This is a genomic window from Hyphomonadaceae bacterium BL14 (assembly GCA_027627705.1).
GTDB lineage: Bacteria > Pseudomonadota > Alphaproteobacteria > Caulobacterales > Maricaulaceae > Oceanicaulis.
On the sequence record CP091242.1, the window covers coordinates 1,367,754 to 1,393,075 of the forward strand.

The window sequence follows — 25,322 nt, forward strand, 5'->3', positions numbered from 1 at the left end:
ATTACGCTGCCATGGCCTTGATGAAGCGCTCACCGAACAGGATGGCGAACTGTGCCTTGGCCAATGCCCACTCACGTGGTGGCATTTTCCACTCTTTCTCGGACCGGTTCAAGATCAGATAGAGCAGCTTGGTGGCGGCATCGTCACTGGGGAAGTGTCCCCTGGCCCTGACCGCCCGGCGCAGCTTGGCATTCAGGGCCTCGATGGCATTGGTCGTATACACGATCCTGCGAACCTCCTCGGGGAAGGCGAAGAAGGGGATGACCTCGCTCCACGCCCGGCGCCAGCTCTGGCCGATCGCGGGATATCGCTGGCCCCATTCGTCGGCCTCGAACGCGGTCAGCGCCTCCTCGGCGGCCTTGGCGTCAACCGCGCGGTAAATGCCCTTCAGGGAGCCCACCAACGCCTTGCGGTACTTCCAGGAGACGAAGTCCATCGAGTTCCTGAGCAGGTGCACGATGCAGGTCTGAACGATCGCTTCGGGGAACACGGCGGTAATCGCGTCCGGGAAGCCCTTGAGGCCATCAACGACGGCCAGCATGATATCTTCCACGCCCCGGTTCCTGAGCTCGTTCATGACGCGCAGCCAGAACTTGGCACCTTCATTCTGCTCGATCCACAGGCCCAGCACGACCTTGGTGCCATCGGCCCTCACGCCTAGCGCGATATGGATGGCCTTGTTGCGCACCATGCCTTCATCGCGGATCTTGACCCGGACGGCATCGAAGAACACCAGCGGATAGGCCTGATCCAGCGGCCGGGCTGCCAGGCGGCAACCTCGTCGAGCACGGCGTCGGTGACGGTCGATATCAGGTCCGGCGAGACGTCGATGCCATACAGATCGCGCAAATGCCCGGTGATCTCCCGGGTGCTCATACCGCGCGCATACATCAAGATGATCTTCTCATCGAAACCGGGAAACCGGCGCTGATACTTGGCGATCAGCTGCGGATCAAAGCTACCCTGACGGTCGCGGGGCACCTCGATCTCGATCTTGCCGGTGTCGGTGGCGACGGTCTTGTAGCCATAGCAATTGCGGCTGTTACCAGCTTGCCCATCCTGCCCGAGATGGTGATCCATCTCGGCATTGAGCGCGCGTTCGGCCAAGGCCTTCTTCAGTGAATCCAGCAAGCCGCCTTGCTGCAAGGCCGCAGCCGCATCGCCGCCAGCCAGAAGTTGATCAAGCAAAGCAGACGGGATCGCAGGTTCTTTGCGTCGGGACATAGTGGGACTCCTTCTTACCCATTATACCCGCTCACACACGAAATTCCTGACAGTCCCGTCGATGGACACATGGTTCTTGTAGCCGAAGGTCGGGATGGCGATATCGATGAGCTTCTTGCCGTCCGCCTTCTCGCGCGCCTTGGCGAACTTCACCGTCCAGCGCGCATCACGGTCCTTCTGGCGCAGCTTGGCCGGCTTGTCCTGCCAGTCCTCAGGCACGCGTCCGGCCTTGATGGCGTCCTTCTCGTCCTGGCGGTTGCGCTGCTTTGGCGCAGCGACCAGCGTGGCGTCGATGATCTGTCCGCCCATCGGGGTATAGCCCGCCTTGCTGATGGCCTGGTCGAGGCGCACAAACAGCCGCTACAGCGCCTTCGCCGCGATCAGCGCCTCGCGAAAGTCCCACAGCGTGTTGGCGTCAGGAACCGTATCGCCAAGGCCAAGCCCGCAAAACCGCAACCAGCTCAGCCGGTCGCGCACCAGAAACTCTGTCTGCTCCAGAGACAGGCCACGCATCGTCTGCAGGACCAGCATCTTGAACTTCAACACCGAATYMAARRARGGGSSSCCSCNCCCTGGACGGTTCAGATCGCTTGAGGGCCCGCACCAGCACCGGCCGGAACATCTCAAAGTCCACTGTCGCAGACAGCGTCTCCAGCGGATCGCCCTTGGCCGATATCGCCTTCAGACGCTCCTCGACATCCCAGAACCCAGCCTGATACGCCATGCCCGCTCTCTCCGATCGCTCGCAAGAACGGAATCATGATCCGCGCCGACGATCCAGAGGGAGTTTCCGGAGGTGTCCAGATCCAGTCCGGCAACAGCGATCTCCGTCATCTCCAATCTCCCTAGACGTGAAGTCCTGCGACAACCACGCTAGCCGAGCAGGTCAGGGGGAGGTCGTCCACAACATCACGTCACTCGGACCCGCCCTACTTTTGGATCACAACCTTCCGCACCTAGATGAGCTTCGATGCCTTTATAACAATCCGCTCCTATCCAAAGCCGAAAAAAGCTAGTGGGAAACCCTGATGCCCGGCGTTAATGTTTTTCGGAGGCAAAGTGCTCATCAGGCCAAAACGTCAAGCTGACCGGCGCGATTCAATGACAAGGTAGGCAATCGTCTTCCATATAAAAATAACAATAAACGCGGCATTTAGGCCAATTAAAACAGAAAATAATTTAAAATAAAAGCTTAGAATTCCTGTCAATACAATAAATACACCAAATGCTGCAATGTGACTAAATATAATTTGTCTATCATTATTGAAAGCGTAAAGGCCATAATGAGGAACAAATGAGATAGCATTGAAAATCGTTGCGGACAAGATCCATGGGTAAAGCCAAAAATTGGATTTGTAAACGTCATTTCCGATCCAGTTCAACAAAATAGGCAATGCCGCGAATGTTGTCACAGCGAAGCCCACAACGATTACTGTGGTCTGAATCAGAGAATTTCTTATTACCCCGCGAGCTTGCATATATTCTCCAAGACGATGGTGGCGTATAAGCGCAGGATAGGTAAAAACGAAGACGCCTGCGTCAAGAAATGAAAGCAATGCACTAGCGATACCAATATACAATACATAAGCACCAACTATTTCAATGCCGCCAAGCGATTCAAGCCAATACCTATCAAAAGTCTGAACTCCTCGTATTGCAATAGTTGCTAACAGTAAGCCGAAGCTAACTGCAATGCCGCGCCTTGCCCAGCGCCAATCTATCGAGGCCCGCCAGCCATTCATTCTAAGCTTGGCGACAGCATAACAACCAACCAGTACAGACGCAGCGCTAGCCACGCTCCAAAGTATCATGACCGTTAGCAAGCCGCGGCTCTCGGAAGAAACGCTCATAAGCGCGATCGCGGCGAGAGCCCAGCTTCCCTGACGAAGAAAAAGTACGACGCTTGCAGTCAGCTGGCGGGACATTGCTATAAGCAAACGCGAAATTTCTTGGTTGAGGTGCTCAAGCATTAAGAGCGGAGCAAAATACCAAATCAGTAATAGGGGCAGATCGGTGAGTGTTAAAAAATAAATAGTGCATGGCAACATTATCAAATAGAGCCAAACAGACAAGGCGGCTTGGGTTTTTATCATACGCCCCTGTTCGATTGAGGGGTTTACAGATATTTCTCGTGTGGTGTAGGTATAAAAATCAAGACCAACAAAGTAAATTGCGTATCCAATAGACGCAACAAACAAGCCGTAATAACCCACTTCTGATGGCTCAACAAACTTTGCCAGCGCTATCAAAAATAGGAAGCGAATTCCTATAGTTAAAGCGCGCAGAAAGATATTTAAGTAACGTTCCAATCAGATTCCTTTTCCGGATACGGAGTTTGATCTTACAACTTATTGCTGGGACCGGACTGAGAGAGTATGATAATTGGCGTAGCGTTCGCTTGCAATCCAAGCTCGTCGTTAAATCTGGCATCCTTAGTATCTACGTTCTTAAGTGATCCCGGAGAAACGTAAAGATTCAGAATTACCAGGGCCCATTAGTCGCTACGCGCCATCCTAAATAGCTGAATTAGATTATTGGTTTCCGTCGAAATCGAACGCTGACACATTCGGTCCGCCGGAGCTGGAGACCGGCTGACCAGCTCAGATTCTTCGGACCACGACTATTTTGGGTGAGCGACCAGAACTGCCTTTTCGATATGCCCCTGACGGAGCGGTTGAGCGACCGGTCGGGGCGCGAAGGCCCCACATACCGCAGCGTCCCGACCCGTCGCGTTGACGGGCGCTGCGCTTATTGATCTTCTGCTGGCCACGAACTCTGCCGGCGTAAGGTATCCGAGGCTCGAATGAGGACGAACTTCATTGTAATGGCGCCGCCAGGCTTCGATGACAACCTTTGCTTCAGACCGTGACCGGAACCATTCGAGGTTCAGACACTCGTCGCGGAACTTGCCATTAAAACTCTCGCACGCGCCGTTCTGCCAAGGCTTGCCCGGATCGATCAGGGCTGTCTCGATGCCTTCGTCGACCATCCACTTCAGGATGGCGCGGGATACGAACTCGGGACCATTGTCCGACCTCAGATGAATCGGTGCGCCGCGTTCCGAGACAAGCCTTGCCAGAACTTCGATTACGCGCGTCGAGCGGATCCGCCCATCGACTTCGATCGCAAGGCCCTCCTTGGTCCATTCATCCGTGACCGTCAGGCACTTGAGCTTCTGGCCATTGGCGCACCAGTCAAACACGAAGTCATAACTCCACACTTGGTTGGCGCCGCTCGGCGTGTTCGGCCGCGGACGCCCGCTGGAAACGCGCTTGCGGCCACGTTTACGCGGTACCTGGAGCTGCGCGTCCCGCCACAGGCGCGAGGCGCGCCCAAAGCTCATCGCATGGCCGTCCCGGCGCATGAAGATCGCGATCCGCCGGTAGCAGAGGTGGTTCTGGAAATCTGAACAACCGGGATAAGTGGGTTTTCCGCGCCCCAGCGGCATGATGCTGCAAGCGAGGAGAAGACCATGGCAAGACGACCACGCCGGAACCACAGCCCGGCATTCAAGGCGAAAGTGGCGGTGGCGGCGATCAAGGGCGAGAAGACCATGATCGAGTTGGCGCAGGATTTCGACGTTCATCCGAACCAGATCAAGCAGTGGCGCGATCAGTTGCTCGAGGGCGCGACCGGGGTATTCGGTGATGGCCAGAAGGCCGCACCGGAACCGGCGATCGACGTGAAGACCTTGCATGCGAAGATCGGAGAGCTGACGCAGGAGAAAGATTTTTTGTCCGGCGCGCTCGGCAAGGCGGGTCTTTTGGCGAGCGCAAGAAGATGATCGATCCCACGGCGAAGCTGAGCGTCAGCCGCCAGGCCATCGTGCTGGGGATCAGCCGGGGCAGCGTTTATTACAAGCCGCGCCCGGTGTCTGATGCCGATCTCAAGCTGATGCACCGGATCGACAAGCTGCACATGGAGTTCCCCTTTGCGGGCAGCCGGATGTTGCAGGGGCTGCTGGCTCAGGAAGGCTTCTAGGTCGGGCGGCTGCACGTTGCCACGCTGATGAAGCGCATGGGGATCGAGGCGCTCTATCGTCAGCCAAACACCTCGAAACCGGGGCCGGGGCACAAGATTTACCCCTATCTTCTGCGCAAGCTGCCCATCACCCGGCCCAACCAGGTCTGGGCGATGGACATCACCTACATCCCCATGTCGCGCGGGTTCATTTACCTCGCCGCCGTGCTGGACTGGTTCACCCGCCGCGTCCTGGCATGGCGGGTGTCGATCACGCTGGAGGCCGACTTCTGCATAGAAGCTGTGGAGGAGGCGCTGGCTCGTTACGGTGCGCCCGAGATCTTCAACACCGATCAGGACAGCCAGTTCACCTCGGCCGACTTCATCAAGGTGCTGGCCGCCCGCGAGATCAAGATCAGCATGGATGGCAAGGGCGCCTGGCGTGACAACGTCTTCGTCGAGCGCCTCTGGCGGACCATCAAATACGAGGAGGTTTACCTGCGGGCCTATGCCAGCGTGCCAGAGGCCCGCGCCGGGATCGGCCAGTATCTGGCCTTCTACAACACCCGCCGCCCGCATTCATCGCTTGACGGGAAAACCCCCGATCAGGCCTACTTCAACCAGCCGATGCCCAATGCGGTGGCGGCGTAACCGAGGCGGGAAACCACTTAGAAAACCCCCGGAAGCTGTTTAGAAAAACCGAACCACCTCTTAGCGCACCCCCGCCTGCGCGGCCAGATGGACGATCCGACGCACACCTTTGGAGCGCACCAGCTCCATCACGGTGCCCGGGTCAGCGATAGCGCCGCGAACGAGCGAGAAGCCGTCTCGCGCCGCGAGACGTAACGCACGCGCCTCCTTCAGGCGCGGATCGTAATAGGCGTTGAAATCATCGATCCCGATGACGCGCTCACCGCGATCAAGCAGGCGTTCGGCCACGTGCATGCCGATAAAGCCGGCCGCACCCGTCACCAGCACCGGGTCACTCATTGTGTCTTCCCCCTTCCCACATCGCGCCATCAGCGCGCTGCCATACCTCTATCCAACAAGCGCAAGGCGGCCACGCCAGCTCCGATCAGTCTGACCCGAACACGTCGCGGGTGAACACCTTGTGTTCCACATCGCGTATCTCATCGGTGACGCGGTTGGCGATGATGATATCGCTATCGCGCTTGAGCCGTTCGAGATCACGCACCACCTGCGATCCGAAGAATGTATCCTCACGCAGCACCGGCTCATACACGATCACCGGGATGCCCTTGGCCTTCACGCGCTTCATGATCCCCTGAATGGACGAGTCGCGGAAATTGTCGCTGCCGGCCTTCATCACCAGGCGATAGACGCCAACGACCTTGGGGGCGCGCGCAATGATCTGGTCCGCCAGAAAGTCCTTGCGCGTGCTGTTGGCGTCGATGATGGCGGGTGTCTTTGGGCAAGCAGTAGCCACCATGGGGAATTCCGGCGACAGCGATTTTTATATTTTTCCTTAACGCAAGCCCTCGCCCAAAAAAGTAAGTCTAACATAGACGTCAGACCACGGCGCGAGGAAATACACTATAGCCTTGTCATCGCGGTGAGATGCCCTGCAGATTAGACCCACACGCACTGCCAAGCAACGCTTACAGCCCTCCCAGGGCGGTCATGAAGTGATAGGCCATGGACGCGGGCAGGTAGTCGATAGGCATGCGCCCGTCGGCTTCGCGCCGGTCGCACCAGGCAAAACTGGTTTCATCGAGATAGGTGTCCACGAACACGCCGAGCTCTCGTTCGGCCTCGCCCGGTGCCGCGGTCTCGGGAAAGCACAGGCGGGCACGGATACGCTCAAGCTGCGGCCAGGCCCGGCAAGTCGCCAGAAGGGGCGCGCCGTCGGCTGTGATGGCGTCCAGCGAGAACCCATCCGGGCCGCGCCCACACGTGTCAGCGAACCCGATCAGGCGGCGTGACCAGCTGGCGGTGTCGCGCTCGGTCAGGCGCTGCACTTCTGACAACAGCCAGGCCCATTCATAGCAATGGCCCGGCTCGATGCGCCCACCGGTGCCGTTCTGAACCGGGTGCCAGCCGGCGTCATACTCCTCGCCCACCGCCCCAGTCGCCGGATCGAACATGAAGGCCTCAAATAGCCAGGCCAGCGTCTCGATCCGGTCGCGAGCGTGCGGGTCACCGCTAGCCTCGCACCACACCAGGCTGGCCTCCAGCAAATGCATGTGGGGATTGGACTGCTTCAGGCCTGGCTGGGTCTCGGGGCTGGCCCAGCCGGGCTTGCCGTCGCGCATCTCACCGTCAATGAACGCAAAGGCCTCAAGCGCCATGCGCTCAGCGCGCGCATCGCCGGTCGCCTGGAAGGCGCGTGCCGCGCCGAGCGCCACGAACGCGTGGTCGTAGAGATCACGGCGCGGATCGCTCACACCCACGGCCGGATCGATCTCATGGGCCCAGCCGCCGGCGGGCGCGCGCGCCGGGCCGTCGAGATAGGCAAGCCCCTGATCGACGAGGCGGCTTGCCGCTCCGTCAGGGTCCCAGCCATGCTTTAGCGCGGTGGCGAAGGTGAAGACCTGGCGCGGGGCCACCCGCCCGCGGCGCGGCTGGTCAAGATTGGGGGTGCCGTTGCTGTTCAGCGTCTCGACAAAACCGCCGCGCTGCGCGTCCCAGCCCGCCGCCGCCCAGGCCGGCAGCATGCGGCCATACACCCAGGCGCGCGCGCGCGCCGCCAGAGCCGGGTCCAGATTGGGGGCATAGCTGCGGCTGGCCGCTTCCACGGCGGCGCGGATGTCGGCCGCCTGATCGAGGGCGGTGACAAGTACGCCGTCCGGGCTGGCAGCCACCGCGATGCCCGACAGGCCACGCACGGCCACGCGCGGCCCGGTAGAGAAGATGAAATTGTTCGAGCCCTGATCTTCCGCCGCCGGTCCGATCAGCACGCTGGCGTCGCCGGCCCCATGCAGGGCTTTGAGCGCGCGAAAATCGCCCAGATCGCTCCAGCCCATGGACACCGGCACAACGTGCACATGGTCGGCCTTTTCCATCACCGCATAGTCGATGGAGATGGAGGGAGCAGCCGCAAACGCCTCGCGCGCCAGCACCCTCACCTCGCCCGGCTCCAGGGGGCCGGCACCCGACAGAGCGGCGCGCGCAGCGGCCAGGATTTCTGGCGCGTGACGCTCCAGGGCGGCGATCATGGCGCTTGCGCGGAACAAGAAGATGCCCGCATTCCACAAATGCCGCCCGCCGGTGAGATAGCTCTCCGCCACCGCGCGCGCCGGCTTCTCGACAAAGGCCTGCGCCGGGGCGAAACGCGCCTGTGCCGCTTCGGCAGACGCGAGCTCGATATAGCCATAGCCCGTGGCGGCATGGTCGGGGCGGATGCCGAACGTGACCAGCGCGCCGTCGGCGGCAGCCTCGGCCCCGCGCGCCAGCGCTTCATGGAACGCAGGCACATCTGCGATGTGGTGGTCGGCAGGCAGGATCAGGACCAGATCGTCGCCGTCAGCGCACAGCGCCGCTGCCGCCACGGCCGGGCCGGAATTGCGTGCGATCGGCTCCAGCACCATCGCGCCACCCGGCAGATGGGTGCTGAGCGCCGCGCGCCAGCGCGCTCCGGCCACCGCGGACGCGGGCGCGACGGGGATGGCACCTAGACTAACGGGCAGGCGCGCGGCGGTTTCGGCGATCATGCTGCGCGCGCCCGACAGGGCATGAAACTGCTTGGGCCGCTCCGGCGTCGAGACCGGCCACAGCCGCGTCCCGGACCCGCCACAAAGAATGAACGGCCGCATCGTCGTCATCATTTCCCCCTGCAACGGTGACAACCGTTTAGCTCCCTTGGAGACTACCACCGCACGCCGCTGCGCGTAACAGCGCTCTTCGAGATAATGAAGGCGAGGAACACTTGCCCGCTCTTGATCCTGCCGCACCTGATAGGGCGGCGTCGGTCCGGCCCTCAAGGCAGGCGTGAAGCCCCCGCCTCACGCACGTCCATCGCGTTATGAGAGGTCATTTGCAGGGACCTCATGAGGCAGCAAGAAGCGGGCCTTGGCTGCAAGCAAGGCCATCCTGAAGCAGGCTATCTACCGCGCCACCTCCAACGCCCTTCACGAGGATGCACGAGGATTTCGCTTGGCAGTTCGGTGTCACTGAGGAAGGGCAGCGGGGAGCGGAGCGGTCAGGCGCATGCGGGTGGCACGAAGGCCGAACGCCAGGCTCAGCCCCAGAGCGACGCCCACGCCATTGGCGGCGATATCGATCCAGTCGGGCTGCCGGCTGAACAGCGCCAGCCCCTGTGTAAGTTCGATCACCCCGCCCAGCGCCATCAGCCCCAAAGCGGTTGCCCACACCGGCAGGCGCGGCCAGCCCGTCGCAAGCAGGCCCGCCAAAGCCGTGAACGCGGCCACATGGTTGACAAGCGCGCTCCACGCGAATGACGGCGCGACGCCCGAGGGCATCAACGCCAGCGTCAGCACGCCGAGCAGGCAGGGAATAAACATCCAGCGTGACACAGCGGGGCTCCACTCAAGACATTGCGCGATGATGCGTTTCATGGGCCTTGGGTAACAGAATATCCTTGCCAGGATGTGACGCCGGGTGACAGCGAGACTGAGATGCTGGCTGCCACGCCTGCGATTGCGGCGACCGAGCGCTACTCGACCATGGCTGAACGGCCGCACTCAGGCCGCTATGGGCGAGCCGCGCGATCTCGGTCTGGGATGCGGGTAAGACGCACCCAGCGCTCCTTGTGAAGCTGCTCGGTATGGGCCTGCTCCACATAGCGAAGGACGATGTGCGGGGTTTTCCAACCGCCCGCCTGCATGATGGCGAGGGCGTCGAACCCTGCGAGCAGCATGTCCTGAGCACCTCCGACCCGCATGGAGTGGCCTGACAGGCGCACGCCCGCCTCCGCCAGCCCGGCGCGCTCGGCGGCGCGTTTGACCAGGCGGCGCACCGAGCTGTTGACCAGCGGCTGCTCGCTGGCGTGGCCGCGATGAACGGCGCGGAACAGATATCCCTGCTCCACGCCCGACGCCTCCATCCAGGCGCGCACGCGCTCGAGCGTATCGTCTGACAGCCAGGCCACGCGTCCATCGCCGACCTGATCGGATTTGGCGCGGCGGATCAGGATCGAGCCTGAATCGGCCGTGATCCCCAGATCCTCGATTGTCAGGCAGATGAGCTCGCAGGACCGGCACAGCGTGTCATAACCCACGCTGATCAGCGCGGCGTCGCGCAACCCCTCCAGCGTGTCAGGACAGGCCGACACGATCGCCTTGAGCCGATCGTGGGTCAGGCCCTCGGCCTGGNNGGGGCGGSGCGGCGTGCGCATTGTCGCACGCCGCATCGCCAGGCGCACGGCGCTGGCCTTGGTGGGATCAGGCTGATCGCCATAGACATGGATGAACCGGATGGCCGCGAGCCTGCGCCCCAGCGTGCTGGGACGCACGCGCGCGCTTTCGGCCTGAACGAACGCGGCGACGGTTTGAGAGCTCACCGGGAAGGCCGCACGGTCATGCTCGTGGGCCCATCGCGCGAACACGGCCATGTCCGCGCGATAGCCTTTCAGCGTCATAGGCGAGAACGCCCCTTCACAGCGGGCGAGGACCGAGTCTATTTGTGATACCAATTCAGAATCGCACATGCGATATATTTTATATCGTTTTAAGTGGGGTGCAATGCTATCCGGTGCACAAATCCGCGCAGCTCGCGCTTTGTTAGGGATAAGTGCTAACGATCTAGCCAAAATGACAGATATTGGTTGGGCCACCATTCAACGCATCGAATCCGAGGATAACAGCTATAGCCCTCGCTCCGGCACGCTCGAGCGCGTGCGCGCGGCACTCGAAGCGCAGGGCATAGAGTTCATCGGGGATCCGGAGACCTCCCCCGGCTTGATCCTGCACCGCGTGCCTCCAACGCCGGGGATGTGAGCCTCACCTTGATCCACCGTGTTTTTTTTGCGGCCGGTCCGTCGCCGGTACCGATTGTCTTATCAGATCCTTAGCGGGCGCCATCGCGTTAACGGATCTGTTAATGCTCAAGGGATGGCGCAACCGCCCCGGCCTGCCAGATCTCGCGTCGCGGCCTGGCCTTGAAAATTTCACCCGGCGCGATGGCTTAGCGCGTTACCCTCACGCTAACGCCCCGCTCACGCTTCACTGCCGGGGGTCAGGCCTGATCGAGGCTATCAGGTTTCGCCTCGCTGGTATTGGCCTCGATGGCGCTGGCCTCGATGGCCTCGATGCGCCGCTCCTGTGCCTCGTAAAGCATGGACAGCGTGCGCTTGATCTCATTGGTGATCATGGTCTGGTATCGGCCAAAGAGCACCATGCGCTTGATCGTGAAATTGGAGTGATCGCGGGCATCGAGATAGGTGAAGGCGGGGCGCGCCTGCTCGCGCACACCAGTGTGTATGCTAACGCTGCGCGCCGTTCCGCCATTGAGCTCGAACTGCTCGGCCTTCGCCAGGCGCCTGTTGCGCCAGAAGGCGAGCGCCAGCTGGTCGACGAGCTCGTCCTCGAGTGCACTGGCGGGCTTGAGGTCTGCGCGCAGACCCTCGACCAGCCCATCAAACTGCAAGGGGTCCTCCAGCTCGTGGGCGACGTCGCGCCCGAATATCCCGTGCTTGCGGGCGTTCTGAGAGGAGGCCGCCTTGCCCGCTTGTGTTTTGGGTCCGGTGCTTCTGGCGGCGTTGGCGCGATTGGCGGCGATCTGTTTGGGAGTGGCCATCAGGTCTTCCTTGGACTGGGGGCGTTTGTCTGATGATTTTCGCGCCAGTTCGAAACGATCACCGCTTGAGTGAGAAATTCGCGCCTTTGTTCAAAACGCATTTTTTCGCAACGATCCAAATCTGATTTAAAATATTGATTTAAAAGCACTTATATCACTCCGCTCCAACTGCATACGATGTCGCCGGATGCTGCAGGGTTCTCAGCCGGACCGTGGTGGGCTTTGCGGTATCGCGAACAGGGGGGATTGCGCCGGGGCCGTCAGCACGCGTTATCACGCGTGACCCGCAACGCGGCGGACGTGGCTGGGCTAGCCACGTCCCGCAGCGGCGGCCTCAAGGCGTTGCTCGCCGCAGCTCCGCTCGAAGGGATCGATCTCGAACGACCCCGCGATTGCGGGCGCGACGTTTCCCTGTGAGCCTCCTGATCGACACCACCATCATTTCTCAGGTGCGCAAGGGCGACCGCTGCGACCCCGCCGTGGCGGCCTGGTGGGCGGGCATTGCCGAAGACGATCTGTGGCTCAGCGCACTGGTGCTGGGTGAGATCCGCAAGGGCGTGGAACTGGCACGGCGTTGCGATCCTCGAAAGGCCAACGCGCTCGAGGCGTGGCTCCCCGTCGACACCGCCGTCGCCGAGGCATGGGGCCGAATGAATGCGATCCGTCCAGCGCCGGTGATCGACGCGTTGCTGGCCGCGACAGCCAAAATCAACCGATTGACGCTGGTAACCCGCAACGCGGCGGACGTGGCCGGGCTGGGCGTCGATGTGCTCAACCGTTTTGAAGCCTGATAAGAGATAGCCGGCTTCGATCGACATATCGCTTACGCATGGCCTCCACCCGCCAGCATTCGGTTTTGGCAGGCGAGGCGGCGCAAGGCCCGGCGCGTCAGCGATTTGGGTGTAAATGGGTGTCGTCTTCGCTTGCTTTAATGGGTGTATTTGGGTGTATATTCGGGCATGGCACAGAGCCCGCTTAACACCGATACGATTGTTATCACACCAGAGCTGCTTGCGCTGATCGCCGAGATCGACGAATTCAAGGGTGCCTGGCGGGCGCTGGGAACACTGGCACCAGAGCGGCTCTTTGCGCTGCGCCGGGTCGCCACTATCGAAAGTATCGGATCGTCAACCCGCATCGAGGGCAGCAAACTGTCCGACCGTGACGTCGAGCGGCTGCTGGCCAATCTCGACGTCCAATCGTTCGCCACGCGCGACGAGCAGGAGGTGGCTGGCTACGCAGAGACGATGGAGATGGTCTTCCGGTCCTCGCAAGACATCACCATCACCGAAAACCACATCAGGCAGCTGCATCGCGACCTGCTCGTATACAGCGCCAAGGACGCGTGGCACCGCGGCAGCTACAAGGCGTCATCGAACTCTGTAGCCGCTTTCGACGAAGACGGACGACAGATCGCCGTTGTCTTCGAGACGGCGACGCCGTTCGACACCCCGCGCCTGATGGCAGAGCTGGTCATTTGGCTTGCATCCGAGCGCCAGCAGCGACGACTGCATCCGCTTCTGGTCATTGCGGTGTTCACCGTCGTGTTCCTGGAAATCCATCCCTTCCAGGACGGCAACGGCCGGCTGAGCCGGATCCTGACGACGTTGCTTCTGCTGCAGGCCGGTTATGCCTACGTGCCTTATAGCTCGCTCGAAAGCGTCATCGAGCAGAGCAAGGAGGGGTATTATCTCGCCCTTCGCCAGACACAAGGCTCGATCCGAAGCGACGCGCCCGACTGGCAGCCATGGCTGAGTTTCTTCCTGCACGCCATGCAGCAACAGATGAAGCGGCTGGCCAGGAAGATCGAGCGCGAGAAGATCGTGCTCTCAAGTCTGCCCGACCTGTCTGTGCGCATTCTGGATCACGCAAGCCAGCATGGCCGTGTGAGCATGGGCGACATGATCAAATTGACGGGCGCAAGCCGAAACACATTGAAGCAGCAGTTTCGCCAGCTGGTGAACAATGGGCACCTCATCAAGCACGGCGGCGGCCGCACGACCTGGTACACCATGATGTAAAGAGCCGCGATTCAGGCGATTTCGGGGCAGCTCTTCAAGCAAAACACCCGACAATCTGCCATATACCCAAGGATCCCGGCACAGCCGGCGAAAATATACAATAAATCTTAAAAAAAACTTGGCGACTGAGCATGCATTTCGGCTCAGTCGCTTATGGCTTTACATCAATTATTATTTATCCTTTTATGCGACCTCCCCTTCAATTTCGTCTACAACCTTCTCTTCGACATCCTCTTTAACGGTCTCAATGTTATCAGCCAGCGCTTTAACGAGGGCGCGAATGAAGTCCATATCCGCAGCGTCCCGATAGTAAATCGCGTCGCATACGGTCACGTCATCAACATATTCCAAACACAAGTAAACAAATATCGGCAAAAAGACTACTTTATAGTATCTGTTTACCGGTACGATCGCAAGCATCAGAACACCCTTGAACGCCCAAATATCATGTTCGTCACTGATTGATGCACGTTCATATCCGCACTGACTAAGGAAGCAAGCCAATTGCATATATCGACTGTATCCCTCATCTGTTTGACAGTATAGTCTAACCATTCCTTGTTCTCCTATTTTCAAGGTTACTTCAGTCCTATGTAATGAGAAACGTTGCGAGAATATCGAATTCCCTTTGAACGCTTTCTCAACAGCCACGGCTGCGGCTGTGAACACCACATATGTACGGGGTGCGCGTCTGTAAAGGGGCTCCAAGCACTTTTTTCAGGGCTGGAGATTTTTTTATTTTGTATTGTTTATCTTTAAATTTTTATTATAATTTACTTGTTTTTTAAAGTATAACTCTGCTTACAAATATTCTCAATAATAAAACAAATGATCGATACCATGCTCTCGTCAAAGTCATTAAAGACTTCGCGGAACTGTTCCATGTGTCCGAGACATCTAGCATGCAGGCATCGCGGCGATGAGGCTGATCGCCGCGAGGACGGGTCGCCGGTACAAGCGTGCACCGCGCGCGGCGTGAACCACAGGTCTCGTCGTTCGCGACAAGCCGCTCGCTCTCGCCTCCCGGCCGCGAGCCGCTGTCAGTCCCAGCATCGCCCCGATCGCACGGGTGAGGCGCTAAATCAGGGCGACGGCCTGTGCGGCAGTTACTGTCTGTAGAGCCCTGCGGGAAAGAGCGCGGAGCCTTCGATACGCGCCTCATCCATGCCCGCCGCCTCGCCAGTCCCCCAGGCGGGAGCAGACAGGTGAGCCACGCGGATATCCTGGCCCGAGGCTGCGTCAACCGAGTGGAATGCCGCGTCCACGCGATCTTGCATGAACGTCACGACACAAAAACCATTGGCGGCGCTGTCAAGCAGACGCAGATGCGGGTTCTGGGCCGGATTGCGTTGAGCCAGGCCCGCGGCCTCCTGCCCGGTCATCGATGTGATGACTGTGGCCGATATCCCGGCTCTGAACGTCATGTTGGCCGCGTCGGCCTGATCGGCTGGTGTCTCGATCACGCGATCATCAAACGCAAACAGGCTGCGCGCGGGGTTATCTCTGGGAACATTGCGCTCAAGGGTGACCTGGAAGGGCTGTGAGCTGATCCCGGCCGTGGCAAATTCGATGGCGGCAGGGTCGGACGCGTCATCATGGGCGCTGACGACCGCGCCGATATGCATGTGATGATCGCCGGCGAGCGACACCACATTGGCAACGCCTTCCTCGCGGAAAAACGTCAGCAAGGCGTTGCGTTCTGACGGATAGCCGTCCCAGGCGTCGATGGTCAGAACCGCAGGGTCGGAGGACTGGCCTACACTGTCGCTGTCAAGGCGCATGGGCGAAAGCGGCACCGAATTGGCCCAGGCTCTCCAGCGTGCGCGAGACGCGCGCATCACCGACTTGAACCAGTCACGCTGCTCATGTCCCAGCATGGTGCCCGGCGCATGAGTGGCGCGCGGGTTCTCAAAAGTCTGACCGGCAAAGGTCAGCTCAAGCGGCGGCGCGCCGTCATTCGCGTCTCGTCCTGCGTCCAGGGTGCGCACAATGCCAAGCGGCTGCAAGCCGCGGTCAATGGTGGTCAGGGCGACAGCCAGCTCAGCCGGCACGGCCTGCTCTGATCGGAAGGAGCGCGTGTCGGTCACGACAACATCGACCATCGCCCCCCATGAGAAAGCGCGATGAATGATGAGCGACTTGATGGCTGCGATATTGTTGGGCTCGGGCTGCTGAGAACCGAGCGCGGCGTCGCGAAACGCCGTGTTGGACACGTCGGCAGCGCTGAAATCGCGCGCAGGCGATGCGATGCCCTCAAAGTCGGCCGACCCCGTCAGCAAAGCCGGCACATACTCAAACCACGCCTGGTTGGCGGCGACCTTGCGCGTCTGGGCGGGCAGCGGCGGAACGGTGTAGGTTTCGCTCGACTGCCAGCAATCATTGCTGAATTCGTGATCATCCCAGGTCACGATGAACGCAAAACGGGCGCGCGCGGCGATCATGTCGGGATCCGACAGGTATGTGCGCCACAGATGGCGATAGTCATCGAGCGTCACGGCATGACGAATGTCCGCGCTCTGGCCACCGCCCCCGCTCGGCAGCGGTCCGGCACGACGAACGGCCCCGTATCCAACCGCTTCATATATGAAGTCGCCCAGATGAATGACCGCATCGATGCGCTGATCTTCAGGAGCGGCTTCATCCATTTCCACCAGACGCCGCCAGGCGCCGTACTGGCCCTGCTCGTAATTCTGGCAGGAGGCGGTGGCGAACCTGACCGGCCTCAGGGTGTCTGGGCCGGGTGCCGTGCGCGTATGGCCCAGCGGCATGGACACATCGCCGTGCGCGATGAACCGGTAGAACAGGCGCGTGTCTGACGGCAGATCGGTCACAATGAGCCGCACAGTGTGGTCGGCGTCGGCCACCGCCTCGATGTCAGTGCGCACGAGTACGGTCTCGAACCCTGCGTCGAGCGCCACTTCGGCCGTCAGAGCGACACGATCGGGCGTGGCGCCATCGTTCGCCTGCACGCGCGTCCACAACACCACGGACGACGCAGTCGGGTCACCGGACGCCACCCCGTGCGGGAACATATAGCGGCCGGTGGCCTCGATCGCCCGGGCGCTGGCCGCTTGCGGACCGGCCGCCGAAGCGATGGCCCAACCCAAAGCGCCCAGACCCGTCTGGATGAAACTGCGTCTGTCCATAATCAAGTCCTGACTTAGAAGCGGGTGCGGATCTCAAAACCGTATACGCGCGGCTGGGCCGGCACCCAGGTCGGTGTGCCGAAGGCGCGGCCGGTATTGCCGACATCACCCATGTAGCGCTCGTCGAACAGGTTCTGAGAAAACACAGACAGTTCGAAGCGGTCTTGAGGCGCTGACAGGGTGACGTTGAGGTTCATCACGCCAAAGCCGTCCTGGCTTTCCAGCGCCGTGTTGTCGTTGGAGAAGAACTGCTTCGACCGGTACACGTAGAACCCGTTGGCTCTCAGGTTCCAGTCAGCACCCACCGGCACATTGAAAGAGGCGCCCAGCGTGCCGCGGAAGCGGGGCGAGAATACCAGCCGGTTTCCGGAGAAATCCTGGCCGCCGCTGACGAAGTCGTCGTATGTGGCGTCCATGAGATTGACATTGCCGAACAGCGACACGTTTTGCGTCAGGCGCAGATCGCCTTCCAGTTCTGCGCCGAGAGCCGACGCCTCGCCCGCATTGGCCGCGATCAACAGATTAGTCTGGGGATCGAGAACCTGAGACTGGAAGTCCGTCCAGTCGTAGCGGAAGATCGAGCCATTGAGCCGCAGGCGGCGATCAAAGGTTTCGGTTCTCATGCCCAGCTCGTAGCTGGTGACAAATTCAGGCTCCACGACCGGGGCTGTCAGGTTCGTGCCGGGATCGGGGATAACGCCCGAACGATAGCCCGTCGTGACGCTGGCATAGGTCAGCACGCCGGGCGCAAGACGCCAGTCGACCACCAGGCGGGGCTGAAACGCCTCAAAGCTTTCTGAACGGCTGGCGCGCTGCGGTCCGGGAGACGGGAAGAAAATCCCGAAATTGGTGACCGGCCGCTCACCCAGGAGGCTCTTGTCATCATAGGTGTAGCGCAGGCCCGCAGACACCCGGATGGCGTCATTCATCTGCCAGGTGCCATCAAGATAGGCCGAGTAGCTCAGCGTATCATTGCGCGTGTAGCCCGACTCAGATGCGAACCTGGGGAAGGGCAGCGGCAGGAGGTTCTGCTGGAGCGTGACCGGATTGATGGGACGGCCGGTGAAGGGGGTGCCGGGCGTGACAATCGTGATGATCGCCAGCGGATCATACTCAAGGTAAATGGTGTAGTCGGTGTGCTCCTGAAACACACTGGCGCCGCCAATGAAGGAGAAGGCCCCGCCATTGTCCCAGACCGCGCGCACTTCGGTGGACCACTGGCGCAGGCGCGTGTCCTCAAGCCCGTTCACGATAAAGAGGTAGGAGCCATCCACGTCGAAGAAGTCATCCGACTTCAGGTAGCGGTAACCGGAAATGGACTGAACGGACCAGTCGCCCAGATCCGCTTCCACGAGAAACGTGGCGCCGGCAACGTCGCGCTCGAGGAAGGCGCGGTCGCCCAGCTCCTGGAATGCAGGGCCGAAGGGATCTGTCTGCAGCGGGCTGGGGTTCCAGGGCGTGTTGTCGCCTTCTTGGTCAAAGTTGGCGCCGGGAACAGGGATGGTGATGCTGGCAAAGACATTGCTGTTTGAGCGGTCGCGCTGACCATTCAAGATCAAGGTGGCCGTGATGTCGGGCGTGATCTGCACCGAGCCGCTGACCCGGGCCGCCAGCATGTCGCGGTTATTATTCGTGTCGCCAGTGGCCAGATTGCGGATGAAGCCATCGCGCACACGCCGCGTCAGCGCGCCGCGCAGCGCCAGCTGATCGTTGACGCCCACATTGAAGATGCCGCCGAAGCGGTGACCGTTATAGTTTTCAAGACCCGCCCACAGCTCGCCCGACGTCTCGTCGAAGCGGGGGCGTGCGCTGACGACGGCCAGCGCGCCGGCCGTCGAGCCGCGACCGTAAAGCGTGCCCTGAGGTCCCTTGAGCACCTCAACGCGCTCAAGATCAAAAAGCTCGATCAGCGCGCCCTGGGCGCGGCCGATGGAGATACCGTCGTAAAACACCGACACGCGGTTTTCGACATTGGCGCTTGAGCCGCCTGAGTCCACGCCGCGCACGATGATGGACGGGTTCTGGATGGTCTGCTCGAAGACCTCCAGGCCAGGCACCAGGTCGGCAAGCCGGTTGAGGTTCTCAATGCGGGTCTCTTCCAGCTGGATGCTGGTGATGGCGCTGATCGGCAGCGGCACGTCCTGGAGGGGTTGGGGGCGGAACTGGGACGTGACCACAATCACGTCTTCACTGTCAGCACGTTCAGGCGCCTGCTGAGCCAGCGCCGCACCGCTGACGGTGGACATGAGCGAAAATGCCAAACCGAAGACACCCGACAAACGCATGGACAGCCCCTTTCCAGAATAATGGATGCGTTGTCCGTACTTTTGATCTGTGACCCAGGCGTGACTGTAAATTCAAATTTGGGTGACAGGCCGAAATGCGAACGCGCCAGCCAGTCCATGCGCGGCGCGCGGCCGGCAATGGGCGCGCCAGGCGCCAGACGCCTGGCGGCAGGTGGTGGGCTGTGGGCGGCGCGCGGCCGGGCTCTGGCGTCTATCGCCGCGGTGCCAGACGCGCCACGCGGGCGCTCTTGCGCAGATCCATGAACGGCCTGCGAGGCGCTGGCGTTCGCGTGCACACTTGTCCGGCGTGATCACTGCGCGTCGTCGCTCCCAGCGACATCACGGCCCACGCCGCCGCTTCAGTGACATCACTGACGACCGCCTCGATGGCGTTGATGCGCCGCGCCTGGCCTTGACGTGACCCCCGTTTTTTCATCCAGCCGAAGCGAGAGTCCGGGGTTGATTTGCACTGAGCCCCAACGCTGGATCGCCGGAAGCTGGAGTTTTCCGGCTTTGATCACGGCGGCGGGCTGGCCATGCCGCAGTGATTATGCAGGTCGGCCGGGACGTTGTACCCGATCGCGCTGTGAGGTCTGACCTCGTTGTAGTCTCAGCGCCGGGCCTGAATCAGGTCATCAAGCTCGGCGCAGGCGCTGCGTGCGTCATTAAAAACCAGATCAATATCGACGCAATTGCGCAGCGCCTCTTCGTCTGTGCCACGCGGCGGCGCCACGCCAATGATCGCTTGTGGCGTGGTCAGGCGTAGATTGACCACAAGGCGGACCAGCGCCTCCAACCGCTCCTGACTGCTGAATGACAGGCCGATAATGTGAGGCTGCGTCGCCTCGACATGCGCTAGAAGCGTGTCGTGATCTGCGCCCAGCTGAAGATCGATCTTCCATCCCGTCTCGCGGAACAGGTCGGCGGCCAGGGTGATGCCGACGCCATGGTCTTCGCCAGGGACAGTGGCGAACAGTGCACTGCGCCGGGCGTCACGGGCAAAATCAGGACGCTCGGCGCGCATGGCGCGCATGAGCGCGTAGAGGTGACCTGTTGCGCTCGCCACTTCGTAGCTTGAGAGGCGATCGTCCTGCCACTGCTCTCCGAGCCACTGAGCTGCGGCGCTGATATAGCCCAGATAAACACCCAGACGCGTCAGGCCGAGGGCGCGTTGCTGCTCGATGAAGGCAAGGGATTTATCCGGCTGCGGCTCGAGCAGAGCCTCACAAAACTCTTGCAGCAACACATCGCCGACCGGCTTGGCCTCAAAGGCTGGATCTCGAAGGGCCTTGTCGGCAAGCCGGCTAAGCGTATCGAAGGCCAGGGCCTGGATCGCATCATCAGTGAGACGGTCGCGTTTGGCGACAAAGAGCGACGACGCGCGCAAGAATGTGTCATTATCGAATGCGAATTCAGGTTTGCCCATGTGGTTGCGCGCCCGATCAAAACCGCGCCAGTCCATCGTGCGCGGTGACCGTAAGCCCACCGCACCGACCCGGCTGTGTCAAGGTTAATCGACGCCGCATTTCCTTATAAAATATAGGGAAATGCGGCGCTGTCAGAGAATAAACCGCGCCCTCAGACCGCATGCAATCTTGTCATTCACGGCATCAAAAGCATCGCAGCGCTCTCAACTCGAAACACCCACGGCGCCGGGCGTCATGAGCGCACTTCGCAATGCGATCAGGCCCCAATACGATCTGGAACTGCGCCCGGGCGCCTCAGTGATGGTGTGGGTAGAATGCCCATCTTGCCTCTCCAAGGCCCTCCATAAGCGGTAGCGGGCGGTGGCCGACCTGCGGCACGACGATAAAGCTATGCTCTATCCCCAGCGACACCAGATGCTCGTGGAAGCGCATTTTGTTGGGCAGCGAGTTATCATGCTCTCCGATGGCGAGCCGCAGGGTGGGCTGTCGCGTGTTTGACTGCGCAGCCTGCTCGGCCAACGCCCAAGGGTGAGCGGCCTGATAGCGGGCAAGCTCGCCGCAATAAAGATCATCAAGGAGGGCTGTAGCATCCTCAGCGCCTCTTCGCAGTCGCGGCGCATTGCTGAGATCTGGGCTTAACGGGCCTGCAGCCAGGCTCGACACATGACCAAACATATCCGGATACAGAAAGGCCATCCTCAAGGCGCCAAAGCCGCCCATGCTGAAGCCTTCAAGCCAACGGCCGCTGGCCTGTGCACGGGTGCGGAACGTCTCGTCCACGAATAAGACCAGTTCACGCACGACAAGGGACTCAACGGGCGCGCCTTCGCAAGCGTCGACCCACAGGCTCAGTGGCGGCGTCTCTATGAACACGACGAGGAAAGGCTCCGTCAGACCGTCACGCATGGCCGAAGCAAACATGCGCGACAGCGGACGTATGCCCTGCCGGCCTCCGCCGCCCCCATGCAGCCAGTATAGCACCGGGAAGCGTTTGTCGGGCCGCGCGTGGTAGACAGGTGGAACAAGCACTTGGATAGAGACATCTTCTCCCAGAAGCGCGCTGTGAAAGATGTGATGCGTGAGCCCGGGAACATTGATTGGCGACTGAACCCAACTGAAAGGCGTGTCAAAGCCGGCAGCAAGCCCGCCAAGTGAAGAGCTGAGAGAGGCTTTCGTGGCGGCCGCAAGCGCGATTGTATGGGCGCCTGCCGCGCCTGATTGAGCCTTGGTGGATCCTTCGGCGGAGGCGATGCTGACCAATAGCGATGAAGCGATCAACGCGATGGCCAGCTTGAGCGGTAAATTCCTCATCATGTTTGTTCCCCGGACGTGAGGTAGCCGCGCCAGTCCACACTCAGAGCAGCAACCCCTTCGAAACACAGCTTGCCCGACGCAGGCCCTGGTTCAAGCTCTTTCAACCCGGATCGAGGCTGCCCTGTCGAAACGGCCTGGTTTCGGCCTGTCTACGCAAAAGGCCTGTCAGGGCAAAACAGGTCATTGTCCCCCGTCAGCACCTATGGCACAGGTTTGGGGTTGTGATTTAAGGAGGATTTGGGTCTCGTCGCAGTGACGAAGGAACGAAGATGAGCTCCAAATCCACAAAGCCCAAAGCCCCTGCTGCAACCGTTGTGAAGGACATTCGCCGAGCGACCCGGCGACACTTCTCGGCTGAAGACAAGATCCGCATTGTTCTGGAAGGTCTGCGCGGTGACGACAGCATCGCCGAGCTGTGCCGCAAGGAAGGCATAGCCCAGAGCCTTTATTATACTTGGTCGAAGGAGTTCATGGAGGCTGGCAAGCGCCGACTGGCGGGCGACACGGCGCGTGCTGCCACCAGTGACGAGGTCAAGGACCTGCGCCATCAGGCGCGTGACCGGAAAGAATGCGTGGCTGATCTGACCTTGGAGAACCGTCTGCTCAAAAAAAGCATGATCGCGGATGGGGAGGACGACGCATGAGGTACCCCGCATCCGAGAAGCTCGAGATCATCAGGATCGTCGAGCAGTCGCACCTGCCTGCCAAGGTCACGCTCGACAAGCTGGGTATAGCCCGTCGGACCTTTTATCGCTGGTATGACCGGTATCTGGAAGGCGGACCTGAAGCGCTAGAGGACCGGCCATCAGCGCCAAGCAGGGTGTGGAACCGCATCCCCGCCGAGATGCATGACCAGATTATCGAACTGGCGCTGGAGCAGTCCGAGCTGAGCCCGCGCGAGCTGGCTGTGCGGTTCACCGACGAGACGCGTTACTTCGTGTCGGAGGCGACGGTCTATCGCCTGCTGAAGGCCCATGATCTGATCACCAGCCCGGCCTATGTCGTGATCAAGGCCGCCGACCAGTTCCACACCAAGACCACCCGGCCGAACGAGATGTGGCAGACCGACTTTACCTACTTCAAGATCATCGGCTGGGGCTGGATGTATCTGTCAACCGTGCTCGACGACTTCTCGCGCTACATCATCGCCTGGAAGCTTTGCACCAATATGCGGGCCGAGGACGTGACCGACACGCTGGACCTCGCTCTCGCGGCTTCCGGCTGCGACCAGGTGAACGTCCATCACAAGCCGCGCCTTCTGTCGGATAATGGCCCTTGTTACATCGCCGGCGAGCTCGCCGAATACATCGAGGCCCAGCGTATGAGCCATGTGCGCGGTGCGCCGTTCCATCCCCAGACGCAGGGCAAGATCGAGCGCTGGCACCAGACCATGAAGAACCGCATCCTGCTGGAAAACTACTTCCTGCCCGGCGATCTTGAGACCCAGATCGAAGCGTTCGTCGAACATTACAATCACCAACGCTACCACGAGAGCCTGAACAACGTGACGCCCGCCGACGCCTACTTCGGCAGGGCCCCAGCCATCATCAAAGAGCGTGAAAGGATCAAGCGACAGACCATCGAACATCGACGCTTGCAACACCGAAAGCACGCCGCCTAATATCAACCAACCAGACGAGGCCGATGCTCCACTAATCTACGATCCCATCTGTGCCAAATGTTCTGACGACGGACAGTGTCTGACGAAATCGGTGCACAGACTTGTTTGTGGCGCGCCGGTTTGCGCCGTGTCAGTTTGTACAGGCGGAATGCTGCCCTGCGCAGGCTCATTGTGCGCAGGCAGAATGCCGGCCTCCTCGGACTGCATCAGCGTAGACAGAACATTGTCGCAGGCAGCAAGGCTGACAGCCGACAGAGAAACAACAAAGATTTTGAGACCTTTCAACGCACCCCCCCACTACAGATACCCACACGCCAACAAGGCCGTGCCTTCATCAATCGAAAACCATGTCCAAATGTCAACGCCTTTGGTTGACCTGAAAGCCGCGCAGCACAATTGAACCAGAGCTGGCTGTTGACTGCCGCGGTCACGCGGCGAGCGCCTGAGGCATTCGAACAGCGCCCCCTCGTGCAGGCGAACCTCGCCGAGGCGATTATCGCCTCACGGCCACACCTGGCGCTATTTGAGCTGTTTCAGGGTGGCGCGGCCCTTGCGAAGGATGGCATTGACCTCGCGGCGCATCTCTCTGGCCTCTCTGGAGTACCAGCCGTGCTTGAGGGCGTTTGTATTGCCTTTGGGCGCGCCCGAGCCCGCCGCTCCGCCATGCATGCGGCAGCGCTTTTTGCCCGTCACGGCCGGCGCCTGGCAGGGCGTGCACTTGCGCGTACGGGCGCCGCAGCGCGGCGCTGATCGCATGGGGCCGGTATTGCGCGGGTGATCGCTTCCCATCAGGGGTCTTGACGTGTCTGGCGCGAACGCGCGGTCGTGTCGCGCTCGGCTTCGGCCTTGAATGCGTCACCATCCAGGGTCTTGTCATCGCCTCGCTCAAGCGCCTTGCGGCCGGGATGATCTGACGGCGCATGAGTATGCACGTCGCCCAGGATCGCCTGTCCGCCATCCTTGACGGTGACGTGCTTGACCACGACGGTCTGGTCACGCTTGCCGCGGCGCTTGTCGTAGGACGCCAGCAGCTTGTCATAGAGCGCGGACATTTTCGCAGCGTGCTTGAGGCCCAGCTCGCACCCCTCAATGGTCTGGCCGCCTAACATGGATCGCCGATAGCACTCAGTCGCAGCATTATGGGCGGCGACCATCTGGACGGCGAGCATGGCCTCGGCCTCGTCGCGCGGCGCCAGTCGCGCGAAAATCAGCAAAGCTGCGTTTGCCCTGGCCGCAAAATCCTCGGGGCTAATGTCCTTGGGCATCCAGAGTGTGGCAATCACATCGTTTGTGAACCGGGTCTGGACGGCGCCCAGATCCGATCCCAGCGCCTGGAACTTCTGGCGCGTGCCGGCCTCATTCTGGGCTTTGGCAGCTTCATTGACAGTAATTTGAACAGCGCCGTTGTCATTGGCCTTGGCGATGACGGGGTCTGGCCTGTCGGGGGAAATATTAGAGGCCACGATTGGGGCTCCTGTTCGCTCAGACGTCAGCGCTCACGATGCAAGCTGTTGCATTTATAACACATATTTGCACCTGCGCAACACCCTTCGGCGCGCCCTCAGCTTACAGTGCATGGGGTTGTTCCTCGGTATTGTTTCAGCCCCCCC

Annotated in this window: 18 protein-coding genes and 4 pseudogenes; 5 read left to right on the forward strand and 17 right to left on the reverse strand. The window is 60.8% G+C overall.

Features of this window, described 5'->3' with window-relative positions:
* Position 1: 1 nt before the first annotated feature.
* From L2D00_06595 to L2D00_06610, 4 genes and pseudogenes are all read right to left on the reverse strand, one after another.
* Positions 2–1,224 (reverse strand): annotated as a pseudogene (locus L2D00_06595) (IS256 family transposase).
* Between the two features lie 57 nt (positions 1,225–1,281).
* Positions 1,282–1,948: pseudogene (locus L2D00_06600) on the reverse strand (transposase).
* Positions 1,949–2,303: 355 nt separating this feature from the next.
* Entirely contained in the window at positions 2,304–3,533 is a 1,230-nt protein-coding gene (locus L2D00_06605) for an oligosaccharide flippase family protein (protein WBQ14345.1), read from the reverse strand.
* 461 nt (positions 3,534–3,994) lie between these two features.
* A pseudogene (locus L2D00_06610) lies at positions 3,995–4,609 on the reverse strand (IS3 family transposase).
* 87 nt (positions 4,610–4,696) lie between these two features.
* On the opposite strand from L2D00_06610, the pseudogene L2D00_06615 reads away from it, so the two are divergent.
* A pseudogene (locus tag L2D00_06615) lies at positions 4,697–5,835 on the forward strand (IS3 family transposase).
* Between the two features lie 60 nt (positions 5,836–5,895).
* Here the strand turns inward: L2D00_06615 and L2D00_06620 are convergent.
* The 5 genes from L2D00_06620 to L2D00_06640 all read right to left on the reverse strand — a co-directional run bounded on the left by L2D00_06620 (position 5,896) and on the right by L2D00_06640 (position 10,741).
* The gene (locus L2D00_06620; GenBank protein WBQ14346.1) at positions 5,896–6,174 is read right to left on the reverse strand and encodes a GDP-mannose 4,6-dehydratase; all 279 of its coding nucleotides are present in this window, start codon (positions 6,172–6,174) and stop codon (positions 5,896–5,898) included.
* Between the two features lie 85 nt (positions 6,175–6,259).
* Positions 6,260–6,634, reverse strand: a complete 375-nt coding sequence (locus L2D00_06625; protein ID WBQ14347.1) for a hypothetical protein — start codon at positions 6,632–6,634, stop codon at positions 6,260–6,262.
* 169 nt (positions 6,635–6,803) lie between these two features.
* On the reverse strand, positions 6,804–8,966 hold the full coding sequence (locus L2D00_06630; protein WBQ14348.1) for an AGE family epimerase/isomerase: 2,163 nt from the start codon (positions 8,964–8,966) through the stop codon (positions 6,804–6,806).
* A 345-nt stretch (positions 8,967–9,311) separates the two neighbouring features.
* Positions 9,312–9,719: a hypothetical protein gene (locus tag L2D00_06635; GenBank protein WBQ14349.1), complete on the reverse strand. Its 408-nt coding sequence runs from the start codon at positions 9,717–9,719 to the stop codon at positions 9,312–9,314.
* A gap of 134 nt (positions 9,720–9,853) precedes the next feature.
* Positions 9,854–10,741, reverse strand: a complete 888-nt coding sequence (locus tag L2D00_06640) for a tyrosine-type recombinase/integrase (protein WBQ14350.1) — start codon at positions 10,739–10,741, stop codon at positions 9,854–9,856.
* 172 nt (positions 10,742–10,913) lie between these two features.
* Between L2D00_06640 and L2D00_06645 the strand changes: the two genes are divergently transcribed.
* Complete coding sequence (locus tag L2D00_06645) at positions 10,914–11,099, forward strand: hypothetical protein (protein WBQ14351.1); 186 nt, start codon at positions 10,914–10,916, stop codon at positions 11,097–11,099.
* A 238-nt stretch (positions 11,100–11,337) separates the two neighbouring features.
* On the opposite strand, the gene L2D00_06650 is transcribed toward L2D00_06645, so the two are convergent.
* A complete protein-coding gene (locus L2D00_06650; protein ID WBQ14352.1) occupies positions 11,338–11,898 on the reverse strand; it encodes a hypothetical protein in 561 nt (186 codons plus the stop codon).
* A gap of 413 nt (positions 11,899–12,311) precedes the next feature.
* Between L2D00_06650 and L2D00_06655 the strand changes: the two genes are divergently transcribed.
* Positions 12,312–12,689, forward strand: a complete 378-nt coding sequence (locus L2D00_06655) for a type II toxin-antitoxin system VapC family toxin (GenBank protein ID WBQ14353.1) — start codon at positions 12,312–12,314, stop codon at positions 12,687–12,689.
* Between the two features lie 168 nt (positions 12,690–12,857).
* A complete protein-coding gene (locus L2D00_06660; GenBank protein WBQ14354.1) occupies positions 12,858–13,919 on the forward strand; it encodes a Fic family protein in 1,062 nt (353 codons plus the stop codon).
* Between the two features lie 183 nt (positions 13,920–14,102).
* Here L2D00_06660 and L2D00_06665 read toward each other — a convergent pair whose 3' ends face one another.
* The 5 genes from L2D00_06665 to L2D00_06685 all read right to left on the reverse strand — a co-directional run bounded on the left by L2D00_06665 (position 14,103) and on the right by L2D00_06685 (position 22,091).
* Positions 14,103–14,339, reverse strand: a complete 237-nt coding sequence (locus L2D00_06665) for a hypothetical protein (protein ID WBQ14355.1) — start codon at positions 14,337–14,339, stop codon at positions 14,103–14,105.
* A 686-nt stretch (positions 14,340–15,025) separates the two neighbouring features.
* Positions 15,026–17,065 (reverse strand): alkaline phosphatase D family protein, encoded by a 2,040-nt coding sequence (locus L2D00_06670; GenBank protein ID WBQ14356.1) that lies wholly within the window; start codon positions 17,063–17,065, stop codon positions 15,026–15,028.
* Positions 17,066–17,079: 14 nt separating this feature from the next.
* Positions 17,080–19,350, reverse strand: a complete 2,271-nt coding sequence (locus tag L2D00_06675; GenBank protein ID WBQ14357.1) for a TonB-dependent receptor — start codon at positions 19,348–19,350, stop codon at positions 17,080–17,082.
* Positions 19,351–19,960: 610 nt separating this feature from the next.
* Entirely contained in the window at positions 19,961–20,812 is an 852-nt protein-coding gene (locus tag L2D00_06680; protein WBQ14358.1) for a cobalamin-dependent protein, read from the reverse strand.
* Between the two features lie 259 nt (positions 20,813–21,071).
* A complete protein-coding gene (locus tag L2D00_06685; protein WBQ14359.1) occupies positions 21,072–22,091 on the reverse strand; it encodes a hypothetical protein in 1,020 nt (339 codons plus the stop codon).
* 269 nt (positions 22,092–22,360) lie between these two features.
* On the opposite strand from L2D00_06685, the gene L2D00_06690 reads away from it, so the two are divergent.
* Positions 22,361–23,712, forward strand: a protein-coding gene (locus L2D00_06690) for an IS3 family transposase (protein WBQ14360.1) whose coding sequence is annotated in 2 segments (ribosomal slippage) — positions 22,361–22,696 and positions 22,699–23,712 — 1,350 coding nt in all. Because the reading frame shifts where the segments join, the coding sequence is not laid out codon by codon here.
* 519 nt (positions 23,713–24,231) lie between these two features.
* Here the strand turns inward: L2D00_06690 and L2D00_06695 are convergent.
* Positions 24,232–24,405: a hypothetical protein gene (locus tag L2D00_06695; protein WBQ14361.1), complete on the reverse strand. Its 174-nt coding sequence runs from the start codon at positions 24,403–24,405 to the stop codon at positions 24,232–24,234.
* Between the two features lie 95 nt (positions 24,406–24,500).
* Positions 24,501–25,175 (reverse strand): hypothetical protein, encoded by a 675-nt coding sequence (locus L2D00_06700; protein WBQ14362.1) that lies wholly within the window; start codon positions 25,173–25,175, stop codon positions 24,501–24,503.
* Positions 25,176–25,322: the final 147 nt, after the last annotated feature.

Excerpts from the sequence above, each read along its gene's own strand:
- L2D00_06620 (WBQ14346.1), bottom strand. The coding sequence starts at position 6,174 with ATGAGTGACCCGGTGCTGGTGACGGGTGCGGCCGGCTTTATCGGCATG.
- L2D00_06625 (WBQ14347.1), bottom strand. The coding sequence starts at position 6,634 with ATGGTGGCTACTGCTTGCCCAAAGACACCCGCCATCATCGACGCCAAC.
- L2D00_06630 (WBQ14348.1), bottom strand. The coding sequence starts at position 8,966 with ATGACGACGATGCGGCCGTTCATTCTTTGTGGCGGGTCCGGGACGCGG.
- L2D00_06635 (WBQ14349.1), bottom strand. The coding sequence starts at position 9,719 with ATGAAACGCATCATCGCGCAATGTCTTGAGTGGAGCCCCGCTGTGTCA.
- L2D00_06645 (WBQ14351.1), top strand. The coding sequence starts at position 10,914 with ATGACAGATATTGGTTGGGCCACCATTCAACGCATCGAATCCGAGGAT.
- L2D00_06650 (WBQ14352.1), bottom strand. The coding sequence starts at position 11,898 with ATGGCCACTCCCAAACAGATCGCCGCCAATCGCGCCAACGCCGCCAGA.
- L2D00_06660 (WBQ14354.1), top strand. The coding sequence starts at position 12,858 with ATGGCACAGAGCCCGCTTAACACCGATACGATTGTTATCACACCAGAG.
- L2D00_06665 (WBQ14355.1), bottom strand. The coding sequence starts at position 14,339 with ATGCTTGCGATCGTACCGGTAAACAGATACTATAAAGTAGTCTTTTTG.
- L2D00_06670 (WBQ14356.1), bottom strand. The coding sequence starts at position 17,065 with ATGGACAGACGCAGTTTCATCCAGACGGGTCTGGGCGCTTTGGGTTGG.
- L2D00_06675 (WBQ14357.1), bottom strand. The coding sequence starts at position 19,350 with ATGCGTTTGTCGGGTGTCTTCGGTTTGGCATTTTCGCTCATGTCCACC.
- L2D00_06680 (WBQ14358.1), bottom strand. The coding sequence starts at position 20,812 with ATGGACTGGCGCGGTTTTGATCGGGCGCGCAACCACATGGGCAAACCT.
- L2D00_06685 (WBQ14359.1), bottom strand. The coding sequence starts at position 22,091 with ATGATGAGGAATTTACCGCTCAAGCTGGCCATCGCGTTGATCGCTTCA.